General features: G+C 61.0%; 9 protein-coding genes. 6 read left to right on the top strand and 3 right to left on the bottom strand.

All coding sequences use genetic code 11. The features are described from left to right. Positions 1 to 45: 45 nt before the first annotated feature. Complete coding sequence (locus BKA12_RS07335) at positions 46 to 1,248, top strand: LOG family protein (protein ID WP_183641997.1); 1,203 nt, start codon at positions 46 to 48, stop codon at positions 1,246 to 1,248. A 15-nt stretch (positions 1,249 to 1,263) separates the two neighbouring features. Here the strand turns inward: BKA12_RS07335 and BKA12_RS07330 are convergent, their stop codons facing one another. Beyond that, positions 1,264 to 2,391 carry a VIT1/CCC1 transporter family protein gene (locus BKA12_RS07330; RefSeq protein ID WP_183641994.1) on the bottom strand — a complete coding sequence of 376 codons (1,128 nt, stop codon included), beginning with the start codon at positions 2,389 to 2,391 and terminating at the stop codon, positions 1,264 to 1,266. A 310-nt stretch (positions 2,392 to 2,701) separates the two neighbouring features. Beyond that, positions 2,702 to 4,219 carry a sodium:solute symporter family protein gene (locus tag BKA12_RS07325; RefSeq protein ID WP_183641991.1) on the bottom strand — a complete coding sequence of 506 codons (1,518 nt, stop codon included), beginning with the start codon at positions 4,217 to 4,219 and terminating at the stop codon, positions 2,702 to 2,704. A gap of 156 nt (positions 4,220 to 4,375) precedes the next feature. On the opposite strand from BKA12_RS07325, the gene BKA12_RS07320 reads away from it, so the two are divergent. The 4 genes from BKA12_RS07320 to BKA12_RS07305 all read left to right on the top strand — a co-directional run bounded on the left by BKA12_RS07320 (position 4,376) and on the right by BKA12_RS07305 (position 9,633). Further along, entirely contained in the window at positions 4,376 to 4,975 is a 600-nt protein-coding gene (locus tag BKA12_RS07320) for a helix-turn-helix domain-containing protein (protein WP_183641987.1), read from the top strand. Positions 4,976 to 5,105: 130 nt separating this feature from the next. Further along, positions 5,106 to 6,107, top strand: a complete 1,002-nt coding sequence (speB, locus tag BKA12_RS07315; RefSeq protein ID WP_183641984.1) for an agmatinase — start codon at positions 5,106 to 5,108, stop codon at positions 6,105 to 6,107. Between the two features lie 25 nt (positions 6,108 to 6,132). Further along, positions 6,133 to 7,932 (top strand): thiamine pyrophosphate-binding protein, encoded by a 1,800-nt coding sequence (locus BKA12_RS07310; protein ID WP_183641981.1) that lies wholly within the window; start codon positions 6,133 to 6,135, stop codon positions 7,930 to 7,932. A 9-nt stretch (positions 7,933 to 7,941) separates the two neighbouring features. Then, positions 7,942 to 9,633 carry an FAD-binding dehydrogenase gene (locus BKA12_RS07305; RefSeq protein ID WP_183641978.1) on the top strand — a complete coding sequence of 564 codons (1,692 nt, stop codon included), beginning with the start codon at positions 7,942 to 7,944 and terminating at the stop codon, positions 9,631 to 9,633. Here the strand turns inward: BKA12_RS07305 and BKA12_RS07300 are convergent. Next, the gene (locus tag BKA12_RS07300) at positions 9,599 to 10,513 is read right to left on the bottom strand and encodes an inositol monophosphatase family protein (RefSeq protein ID WP_183641975.1); all 915 of its coding nucleotides are present in this window, start codon (positions 10,511 to 10,513) and stop codon (positions 9,599 to 9,601) included. The genes BKA12_RS07305 and BKA12_RS07300 overlap by 35 nt on opposite strands. On the opposite strand from BKA12_RS07300, the gene BKA12_RS07295 reads away from it, so the two are divergent. After that, positions 10,402 to 12,153 (top strand): MFS transporter, encoded by a 1,752-nt coding sequence (locus BKA12_RS07295; RefSeq protein ID WP_183641972.1) that lies wholly within the window; start codon positions 10,402 to 10,404, stop codon positions 12,151 to 12,153. The two genes, BKA12_RS07300 and BKA12_RS07295, sit on opposite strands and share 112 nt — an antisense overlap. Positions 12,154 to 12,156: the final 3 nt, after the last annotated feature.

Below are 12,156 nucleotides of genomic sequence, written 5' to 3'. Positions count from 1 at the left end.
TGGGGATTCACGGATTTGCTCTGGCGTGCGCCGTATGCTGAAAAAATGAATCAGCTCACTATCGCGCATCCGCTTCCGCGGACAGTGGACATCGATTCGCTGCAGGATTTTGACCGGCGGGTGGCGCAGACCATGCGTGCCGCCGAGGAAGGTCGGCCGGCCGGCGGAAGCATGACCGGCTGGCATGTGCAGTCCGTGGATCTGACGGAGCGCGGGCCGGAGCTGAAGGCGTTGAAGCCGTCGGGTGCCGTGTTCTTGGGCTGCATTTTGCCGGCCGGGATGGAGCAGTGGTTGCGGGCGCGCGGCGCGCTGATCTTCCCGATCCTGCCCGGCGTTCCCTTCGATGCGTATCGCGGCGCGCTCTATTCGCCGCAGGAACTGTTCGCAGGCATCGCTGAGCGCCCGTATGAGGGCGTACCTGACGCGCTCATTTACGCGTGGGCGCATACGGCGCTGGCGCCGAGTACGGCCAGCCTGGACGCAACTTTGGCGGCTGCCCTGCACGATTATTCGATCGGGACGGCGCTGGATCAGGCGTTGCGCACGTTCAAGCGCCGCAAGACCGTGGGCATCATGGGTGGGCACGGCATCGAACGCGGCACGGACGCGTTCGCGCAGACCGCCCTCATGGGGCGCAAGCTGGCGCAGGCCGGATTCGTGGTGGCTACCGGCGGCGGCCCGGGCGCGATGGAGGCCTCCAATTTTGGGGCGTACCTTTCCTCGGAGGACGACGACGCCGCTCAGCGCTCGCTCGAAACCTTAGCGAGCGCGCCCTCCTTTAGGCCCTCTGTTTCGGCTTGGGCACGTGCTGCGTGGAGTGTGTTAGAAGAGTTCCCCACCGGCGTGCGTTCGGTGGGGATACCCACGTGGTTCTACGGTCACGAGCCACCGAATCTTTTTGCCACGGATATCGCGAAGTACTTCGCGAACTCGGTGCGTGAAGCGGTGCTCTTGGACCGTTCGCGCGGGGGAGTGGTCTTCATGCCCGGTGCAGCCGGAACGGTTCAGGAGATCTTCCAAGATGCGTGCGAGAACTACTACGGTTCAGCTTCTTCCGTAGCACCGATGGTGCTAGTGGGTGCGAAGTATTGGACGCAGCAACTGCCAGCGTGGCCGCTTTTGGAGTGCCTCGCGAAAGAACGGGAGATGGAACCCTTGATTGCGTTGGTGGATTCCGTGGAGGAAGCAGTGAGCGCGGTCATTCATTTGAACAACCGCGCTCACGACGTCGACGAGACTGCCAGCTAATCTGCCGGCTACTCGTTAGGCGACGTTGGCTCCAAACAGCAGGCCGAGCACGTAAGTGACGGCGGCTGCGCCCAAACCAATGGCGAGCTGACGCAGGCCACGCTTGGCGGGGGATGCTCCGGAGAGCAGGCCGACGATGCCGCCGGTGACGAGCAACGCAATCCCTACAAGGATGGTTGCCACGATGATCGCGGGCATGCCGCTCATGCCAAAGAGGTACGGCAGGATCGGGATCACGGCGCCGGAAGCGAAGAAGCAGAAGCTAGAACCTGCTGCACCCCAAGCGGATCCCGTGGCTTCAAACTCGTCGATTTCCTCAACCTCTTCGCGCTCCGGGTGGAGCGAGAAGGTGGGGTTGCAGTCGCAGGAGAAGTAGCCGAGGCGCTCGGCGGCACGGTGTTCCGCGTCTTCCTGGCTCATGCCGCGGGCCTTGTAAACCAACACGAGTTCGTTCGCGTTGATGTCCAGCTCAGGGGCAGCCGAGAGCGTGATCTGGGTGGGCTTTGAAGCTTCCAAGAGCTCGCGCTGGGAACGCACGGAGACGAATTCACCGGCACCCATCGAGAGTGCGCCGGCGAGTAGGCCGGCGATACCCGTAAAGAGGACCACCGAGGCAGAGACGCCGGTTGCGCCGATGCCTAAAACAAGTGCAAGGTTGGAAACGAGACCATCGTTGGCGCCGAAAACGGCGGCGCGGAAGTTTCCGGACATCCGGTTGCGGCCACGAATGGCGAGACCACGAACAACTTCTTCGTGGATGAGCTCGTCCGCTGCCATGGAGCGGGTGGCGTCCTGGTCCACCGCATACGGGGAGTTGCCTTCGGAGCGCTGCGCGAGTGCAAGGACGAAGACCGAACCGAAGTGGCGTGCCAAGAGACGCAACAAGATGCGTCGGACGCTAGGGCGGCGGCGGACGTTCGCGTGTTCGCCGAGGAGTTGGGTCCAGTGTTCCTCGTGACGCTTTTCAGCTTCTGCGAGGCCTAGAAGTATGGTGCGTTCTTCGCCGTCGCGGCGGTTTGCGAGTTCGCGATAGATGGCGCCTTCAGCGCGTTCATCAGCGAGATATTGCTGCCATCGGCGGATATCCGCCTTGGTGGGGTCCCTGTCCAGCGAATGCTGTTCGGGAGGCGATGTTGCTGACATCAGTGAGTGGTCCTCGTGCTCGATTGATGCTCACGAGCGAGGTGCCAAAGAAATTCGAGTGTAGACACGCGAAACTTCGGCACCAACGCTACATAAGCGCGGGCCGAAGGTCTCGCTCGCCGTCCGTGCGAACCGGTGATCGTTTCCGAAGCCGGTGGTGCACGAAAGGTGGAATGCCGGGCAGATTCTTGTAAGAGTTTTCTTACGGGTGAACCGTCCAGTATGTCGACATTTCCGCTACCTAAGTGGCCCCTATTTCAGGGCCACTCGGGTTGGAACTACTCCCCTTCAGTCGAAGAGTATAGCCCACTTAGCGAACAGGCTGGCTGACGCCTTCCTCTGCCGCTTTGCCGGCCAAGCGGTCTTCCCAGACCTCACGAACGGCTGGCGGCGTGGGCTTGGTAGCCAGCGAAGCCACGATGTAAACGAGGGCAGAAGCGATCAAACCGTAGTAGATCGGCTCGTTCGCGTAGATGCCGTCGAACTGCACTTCGGCCTTGATTTCCAGGATGGTCATGGTGGCCAAGGTCACCACGGTACCCACCACCATGGAGAGGGCAGCGCCCAAGCCGTTGCCGCGCTTCCACAAGAGGCCACCTAAGATGGCAACCAACAGGCCGCCTACCAAGATGTCGTATGCGATGGTCAGGGCTGCAACCACATCGCTGACCGAGATGGCCAAGACAATGGCCACGAGGCCTAGACCCAAGACCCACCAGCGGTTGGCAGCAACATCGTGCTCTGGGTTCTCGTTGGTGTTGACCTCAACCTTCTTGCCAAACCAGCTCGCAACGAACGGGGTGACGTCCGTGCGGGCAACGGTAGCGGCGGCGATGAGCGCACCGGAAGCGGTAGACATCATGGCTGCGACGGCGGCGGCCAAAACGATGCCACCGATCACTACTGGCAAGACGTTGATAGCAACTTCCGCGTAGACAACGTCCTTGCCGAGGTTCTTGACGTCGATGTTTGGCAGAGCCACGCGAGCGGCCATGCCAATCATGGCACCGGCGATGCCGTAGAGCACGCAGTAGATGCCGGCGGTAGCGCCGCCCCAGCGGGCAACTTCAGGGGTCTTGGCTGTGAAGACGCGCTGCCAGATGTCCTGACCAATCAAGAGGCCCAAGGTGTAGACCACGAAGTACGTGATGATCGATGGGAGGCCAATGAAGTCCCACGTGAAGAAGTCCTTCTCGAGGCGAGCCTGCATGCCGCTCCAGCCGCCAGCTGCGTTCAGCACGAAAGGCAACATCAAGAAGAAAACGCCAACGGTTTTGATGACGAACTGCACCTGATCTGCCAAGGTGATGGACCACATGCCACCGATCGTGGAGTAGATGACCACAATGATTCCGCCAACGAGGATGGCCAGCCAGCGGTCCCAACCGAAGAGCACCACGAAAATGGTGGCGTATGCAGAGGTAGACGTTGCGCAGAGCATGATTGTGTAGGCCAACATCACGATGGCACTCATGTGGGTTGCGTTGCGGGAGCCGTAACGCAAGGTGAGCATTTGCGAGACCGTGAAGATCTTCAAGCGCTGCAGTGCAGGGGCAAAGGCGAGGCTCAAGAGGAGGACGCCGACGCCGATGGCGATCACCAGCCATGCGCCGGAGAGGCCCCACTTGTAACCAAGTCCTACGCCGCCCACGGTGGACGCGCCACCGAGCACCACGGCTGCCATGGTTCCTGTGTAAAGGAATGGGCCAAGACGTCGACCGGCGACGAGATAATCAGAGCTGTTTTTGGTCCGGCTCTTACCCCAGAAACCAAAGGCGAGCATCGCGACCAGATAGATCACGACGATCGCAATGTTGATCCATTCCATGGAAACCTCGAAAAATTGACTAGCAGTAAACAACTATTGCCTCATAGGCTAACGTGATGATAATCATAGAGCAATGTGAGTTCGCACGCTGAGACGTAGTGAACGGCAGGAATAGCTCATATGACGTGGGTTTTAAAGAAATTGTGGGGAGCGTAAATGAAGGCCATTCCTTTGGAATCAGGCGCGGAAGCACTAGCGATTGGCGCGCGATTGCGTGCCGCGCGCCAACAAAAGCGCCTCACTATGGATCAACTCGCCGCATCGACCGGACTGACCAAAGGATTCTTGTCCAGGGTTGAACGAGACCTCACATCCCCTTCGGTGGCCACTCTCGTGAGCTTGTGCCAAGCGCTATCCATCGATGTTGGATCACTTTTCGAAGAGCCGCCGCTCAAGGTGGTGCGGCGCAATGAAGCCCGCAAAATAAACCTTGGCGGCCATGGCATCGACGAGCGATTGCTCACTGGTCACGGCGAGCGCCGCGTCCAAGTCATTCGCGCAGATATTGAACCCCTTGGCCAAGGTGAATCCGAGCTCTACAGTGTGGACTGTGAGCTTGAAGTGCTTCACGTGGTGGAAGGCGAATTTGTGGTGCGTTTCTCGAAGGACACCATCCATCTCTACGCGGGTGACACCGTGACTTACCCCGGGCGCGAACCGCACTCGTGGCTCAACCCCACCGAATCGAAATCCGTTGTCCTGTGGACTCTCGTGCCAGCGGCTGCGCACTCAGGGCGAGCTGCGGCGTCGTACTAAGGGCTCAGAAAGTGCGATCGGCACCCCGCAAGCAACATCAGACTTGACCTACGTCACATCGAGAAAATAGCATTATCAGAAACTGTTGTTTCATTGCAGACAACTTTTTCTGCAACCCAGGAGAGAAGCGATGAAGGAAATTCGCATCGAAGCGAACGGCAAATTGGGACCCATCAACGCGGCGGAGATCCCGCGCTACGCGGGAGCGGCAACCTATGCGCGCCTGCCACGTCTTGATCAAGTGCAGCAAGCAGACCTGAAAATCGTCGGCGTCCCTTTCGACTCCGGCGTCTCCTACCGTCCCGGCGCGCGTTTCGGCGCCAACCACATCCGCGAATCCTCGCGACTCATCCGCCCGTACAACCCAGCCGTGGACTTGAGCCCGTTCGAGCACATTCAGGTGGCGGACGCGGGAGACATGGCCGTCAACCCATTCAATATCAACGAAGCTATTGAAACCGTTCAGCAGAACGCCTTGGACCTCACCGCCGACGGCTCCAAGCTGCTGACCTTAGGTGGCGACCACACCATTGCGCTGCCACTCTTGCGCGCAGCTAGCGAGCGAGCAGGCGAGCCTGTGGCATTACTGCACTTCGACGCTCACCTCGACACGTGGGACACCTACTTCGGCGCCGAATACACGCACGGCACCCCGTTCCGTCGCGCTGTTGAAGAGGGCATCTTGGACACCGAGGCGATCTCGCACGTCGGTACGCGCGGCCCGCTCTACGGCAAGAAGGACCTCGAGGATGACCGTCGCTTCGGCTTCGGCATCGTCACGAGCTCTGACGTGTACTACCAGGGCGTGACCGAGGTTGTGGACAAGCTGCGCCAGCGCATCGGCAACCGTCCGCTCTACGTTTCTATTGACATCGACGTCCTGGATCCAGCGCACGCGCCGGGCACCGGTACGCCTGAAGCCGGCGGCATCACTTCGCGCGAGCTCCTCGAGATTTTGCGCGGCCTACGCGGCATGAACCTCGTGGGCGCTGACATCGTGGAGGTCGCTCCCGCCTATGACCACGCCGAAATCACCGGTGTGGCAGGATCGCACGTAGCGTATGACTTGATCTCACTTTTTGCGGATCAGGCGCGGCTTGCGAATGAAACCGCTGCCGGTTCCGGCGCTTGAGAACGACGACGGAGCTCACTTTAAAATGACAAACGCTAATGACACTGTGGTTGCTCAGCGCAACGGTGGAGACCTTGTAGTTGAGACCCTCGAGGCACTTGGCGCCAAGACGGTCTTCGGTATTCCAGGCCAGCACGCGCTCGGCTTGTTCGATGCACTTTCGCGCTCCAACCTGCAGTTCGTGTCCTCCCGCGTGGAAAACAACGCCGCCTTCGCTGCCGATGGCTACTCGCGCGCCACGGGCGAAGTGGGCGTGCTGTTCCTGTCTACCGGCCCTGGCGCACTGACCTCCTTGGCTGGTTTGCAGGAAGCATATGCCACGTCCGTTCCCATGGTGGTAGTGGCATCCCAGATTCCACTGTCTGGCTTGGGCGCTCGCCGTAAGGGCATGTTGCATCAGCTCGATGACCAGAAGGCCTCGGCTGCCAACGTCACGAAATCGCAGCGCACGGTGCACCACGCATCCGGCATTCCTTCCGCGATTCAAGACGCTTGGGCTGACGCCATCACGGTGCCGCAAGGTCCCGTGTGGATTGAGGTTCCGCAGGACGTACTTCTCGCTGAGGTCTTTGTTCCTCCCGTGGATGATGCTTTGGCCGAAGCGTACGAGCATCCTCCTCGCCTTGAGCTCGTGGATGAAGCCGTTCGCTGGCTCTCAGAAGCCGAACGCCCAGCCATTGTGGCCGGCGGCGGCGTGCGCCGCTCTGGTGGTATGGACGCGTTGCTGGCCGTGGCGGAGAAGATGGACGCTCCCGTGATCTGCACGCCTGGCGGCAACGGCGCGTTCCCTTGGACGCACCCACTGTCCTTGCAGTCCTGGATTGAGGACCGCTACACCACGGAACTACTCGAAGAAGCAGACGTCTTGTTGGTGGTGGGCTCTTCGCTCGGCGAAGTCTCCTCCAACTACTTCACGCTGACCCCGCGCGGTCGCCTGATTCAGATTGACGCCGAGCCTCGCGTGCTCGAGTCCAACGTGCCGGCCCTCGGTATTCGTGCCGACGCTAAAGTGGCTCTCGAGTACTTGTCTGATGCGCTGACCAACGCCGGTCAGGATGCAACGGCAGGCACGGGAACCATCACCCGCAACTGGGCTCCGCTTTTCGAGACGAATGACTCCGCGGACTCTTCGGCTTCAGCAACGTCCGTGTCGCCAGCTGAGGCCGTTTCGCGAGTCCTTCAGCAGGTGCAAGAGCGCCTAGACTCTCAGGACCTGATCAAGGAACGCAAGTTCATGGCGGACATCCGTGCCGCGGTGCCAGATGGCATGCACACGTTCTGGGATATGACGATTGCTGCGTACTGGGGCTGGAGCTGCTGGGACGCACGTTCTGGCGAGTTCCACTCGGCTCAAGGCGCCGGCGGATTGGGCTTTGGTTTCCCGAGCGCTATCGGTGGAGCCATGGGCTTGGCTGTCCACGGTAACCGGGATGCTGAGGGGGACGAAACCCCATCACGAGTTCTCGCGGTAGCTGGTGACGGTTCCTCGATGTACTCCATCGCCGAACTTGCCACCGCCAAGCAACACAACGTGCCGGTCACCTGGCTCATTGTGGATGATGGCGGCTATGGCATCCTCCGCGAATACATGGAGGGCACGTTCGGTAAGGCAACCGCCACCGAACTCACCCGCCCAGACTTCGTAGCGCTCGCAGAATCCTTCGGCGTGCCCGCTCAGCGCGTGGCCGTCGAGAACGTGGGCCAAGCGCTCACGGAAGCGTTCGCAGGGGAAGGCCCCAACGTCGTCGTAGTGGAAACGCTACTGAAAATGTTCGCGCCAACTCATCTGGACGAAGTAGAGGACACGCAAGCCGACTCCGCATAGTCTGGAGGCATGAGAGCTAGCACACAGCGAGACCCGCATACCAGCGCCGACGTCATTGTCATTGGCGCAGGACTTGCGGGTCTCGTTGCCGCATGTGAGGTAGTTGATGCCGGCCAGACGGTCCTGATTCTGGACCAAGAAGGCCCCAATAATCTGGGCGGTCAAGCTTGGTGGAGCTTCGGCGGATTGTTCCTCGTGGACTCGCCAGAACAGCGCCGCTTGGGCGTCAAAGATTCGCTCGAGTTAGCCCGCCGAGACTGGGAGCTGACCGCCGGTTTCGACCGGCCGGAGGACTACTGGCCACGGCTCTGGGCGCAAAAGTACGTGGAGTGGGCCGCTGGCGAAAAACGCGCGTGGCTGCGCGAACGCGGCGTCTCCTTCTTCCCCGTGGTGGGATGGGCGGAACGCGGCGAGCGCGGCGGAATCGGCAACACGGTGCCGCGCTTTCACATCACGTGGGGCACCGGTCCGGGACTGCTCAAACCGTTTATCGAGCGGATTCTGCGGGCTGCGTCCACGGGCCAAGTGCGGTTCGGGTGGCGGCACCGTTTTCACCAACTGCACCTCGACTCAGAGACCGGTGCTGTGACTGGCGTTTCGGGCGAGATCTTGGCTCCGGACAATGCCGAGCGCGGCGAGGCGACGTCCCGCGAGGTGGTGGGTTCATTCAATCTTTCGTGCCCTCGCGTCATCATCGCGACGGGTGGCATCGGCGGAAACCCGGACAAGGTGCGGGAAGCATGGCCGGAGCGATTGGGCTCGGCGCCGGAGCACTTCCTCACGGGAGTGCCGGCCTACGTTGACGGCTCCGGAATTGAAGCCGTGGAGCGTTCCGGCGGACGCGTCATCAACCGCGACCGCATGTGGCACTACACCGAGGGCGTGGAGAACTGGGGTCCCGTATGGCCCAACCACGGAATCCGAATTCTCCCCGGGCCCAGCTCCTTATGGCTCGATGCCGAAGGTAACCGTCTCCCGGACCGCTTGTGGCCAGGCTTCGATACCTTGGGCACGCTCACGCATTTGCGGCACACGGGCCACGACTATTCGTGGTTTATCCTCAACCGGGACATCATCGGCAAGGAGTTCGCGCTCTCCGGGTCCGAACAGAATCCTGACCTGACGGACAAGTCGGTGCGGGACGTCCTGCGGCGGGCACGAACGGATATGCCTGATCCGGTGCGTGCGTTTGTGTATCAGGGCGCCGACTTCGTTATGGCTGATTCGGTGCGAGACCTGGCCGATGAAATGAACCAGCTCACTGGCGAGGGACTCATTGACGTCGAACAGCTGGAGGCGATCGTCGCTGAGCGTGATGCCGGAGCTTCGTCAGCGGGTGTTGATGCCCAAGCGGACGCCGTGCGAGAAGCGCGTGCTTACTCGGGGGACCGGCTCATCCGAACGGTCGCCCCCAACAAGCTCGTTGATCCTGCCTCCGGACCACTGATTGCCGTGCGCCTTCACGTGCTGACGCGCAAGACGCTCGGCGGACTGGAGACGGATCTGAACGGCCGCGTGCTGCGCGACGGAGGAGACCCGGTCCCAGGACTCTTCGCGGCCGGCGAGGCTTCTGGCTTCGGCGGAGGCGGCGTCCACGGATATCGCTCTCTCGAGGGGACGTTCTTGGGCGGCTGCCTGTTTAGTGGGAGGAAGGCTGGACGTTCGGCTACCCGCGCTGACGATGCTCCAGAATCCGCGTAATCCACCCGTAAGTCGTCTCTGATTCCACACCGGGGCCCAGCGCGAAGTAGGCCGGGGCTGTGAGTGGGTGAACGTCGTCGTCCTCCGAGATTCGCTGTGCCAGGGTGTCCGCGGTGGCGTCACCGATCGCCTCGAAATGGCCGCCCGCCTGCTGGACAATGAAGGCGCCTGCGGCAATGTCCCACGCCTTCAACCCGAAGCCGAACCAGACATCGGACCAACCGGCGGCAACGTGCGCCAGCGATTGGGCCGAACTCACGGGTCGGCGGACGGTTGCGAACGTCGTGACCAGATCGCCGAACGCCTCGAGGGCGAGCGGCCCATCCTCGGCAATCGCCTCGGCGGACGGGTAATCCGTGAGCAAACTCAGCGAACGTTCGTCGCTGCGCAGTGGCTGGCTAGCGTCGTCTTCGCGCGAAATCTTGGTGTCATTGATGTAGGCCCCGAACTCATCCGCAGAGAACACGATCTCCGCGATCGGGTCATAGACCACCGCCGCCACGAGTTCTTGATTGATAGTGGCGGCAATGGAAACGGAAAACAGTGCAATGCCGTGAACGAAGTTTGAGGTGCCGTCAATGGGGTCCACAATCCATTCGAGCTCGGCTCCGCCTGCTGAATCAGACTGCGTGTCCTCTTCGCCCCAGAACGTTGACTCGGGATAAGCGTTGAGCAAATAGTCCGCCAGGATCCGTTCTGTGTCCTCATCGAAGTCCGTCACGAGGTCATGAGCATTGGTCTTTTCGCGGGACGTCACGCCGCCGCGAAATGCCGCGCGCAAGCCGGGCCCGGTGGCCTGAGCCGCAGCGATGGCGACCGCCCGGAGCGAGGCAGAGTCGAGAGCGTTGGGGGAGACGGCGGAGCTGGAATCCTGAGTCATACTCCCAGCGTAGTCCTCACGCTTTCGAGGTTCACGAGGAAGTTACTTATCGGGCATATAGTGCAATAAGCATTCTCGAAAGGACAGTAGTGAGCCAGGATCCACCGGTGAATTCGGCGCATGAAGCCGAGGAGCCTATGAGCCAGAGGCAAATTCTTAAAGCACTCACTGGCGTGCTGGCCTCCTTCTTCGCAGCCATGGTGTCCATCACCATCATTTCCATCGCGCTCCCGCGCATCATGGAGGAGCTCGGCGGAGACCAGACCGCGTTCGCCTGGATGATCACTGCGACCCTCCTCGCGAACGCCGCGTCCACACCTATTTGGGGAAAGCTCGCTGACCTCTTCAACAAGAAAATGCTGCTGCAGGTCAGCATTGTGATCTTCGTGGTGGGCTCCGTCCTGGCGGGTCTGGCCTCTTCTATTCCTTTGCTGCTCGGCGCTCGTGTGATCCAAGGACTGGGCATCGGCGGTCTGATGGCGCTGGGCATGGCCGTGATCGGTACCATGATTCCGCCCCGAGACCGCGGAAAATATTCCGGTTACTTTGGCGGAGTTATGGCAGTGTCCAACGCGGGCGGACCGCTCTTAGGCGGCTTGCTGGTGGATTCCCCGTTGGGGTGGCGCGCGTCCTTCTGGGCCGGCGTACCGGTCTGCCTCATCGCCATGTTCTTGATCCAGCGGACCCTGCATTTGAAACATGTACGGCGCCCGGTGACCATCGACTGGATTGGGGCCTCGCTCGTCACGGTCATTGTGAGCCTGCTACTGATCTGGGCTTCTTATGTGGGCAAAGCTGGGTACTTCAACTGGGTCTCGGTTGAGACGTTATGGATGGTGGGTGGATCCATCATCTTGATCTTCGTGTTGATCCGGGTGGAAAAGCGCGCCGCGGATCCTGTCATTCCATTGCGCATCATCACGCAGCGCACTCCGGCTCTCGCAATTTTGGCGTCGATAGGCATCGGTATTGGAATGTTCGGCTCCGGAGCCTTCTTGGGCCAGTATTTTCAGGTGGCACAGCAGGCGACGCCGACGATGGCGGGCATTCTGACCTTGCCCATGATTGCGGGAAACCTCTTAGGTTCCGTGGTCTCAGGCCAATTGATTTCACGATACGGACGCTGGAAGCCGTACCTTGTGGCTGGCTCCATCATGAACGTCCTGGCACTCTCATTGCTAGGCACCATGAACGCGAATACTCCGTATTGGATCCTGGCCGTCGGCATGTTCGTAAACGGTATCGGCATGGGCATGATGTTGCAGAACTTGGTATTGGCCGTGCAGAACGGCGTCAAAGTCACCGAAATTGGCACCGCGAGCTCGTCCGTAGCGTTCTTCCGCACGGTCGGCGGCGCGGCCGGTGTTGCCGTCTTGGGCTCCGCCCTCTCGAGCCAAGTGCAAACCTATATTTACGACGGACTTCGCAGCGCCGGCATCATCTCACCGGACGGCGGCGGCTCACCCGTTTCCGGCGCCAGCTTGGACCTGCGTGGGCTGCCCGAACCGGTCAAGGTGATTGTGGAGCAAGCCTTCGGCGACGCCACCAGCGTGGTGTTTGTTATCGCCGCAGCGGCAGCCCTCATGGCACTGATCTGCGTGTTGGCCATCAAGGAAGTGCCGCTGCGCAAGCACCTCTAAAGT

The sequence above is a fragment of the Neomicrococcus lactis genome (genome assembly GCF_014200305.1).
Taxonomy (GTDB): domain Bacteria; phylum Actinomycetota; class Actinomycetes; order Actinomycetales; family Micrococcaceae; genus Neomicrococcus; species Neomicrococcus lactis.
The sequence above is the reverse complement of the archived record's forward strand: the minus strand, read 5'-3'. Positions and strand labels throughout refer to the sequence as shown.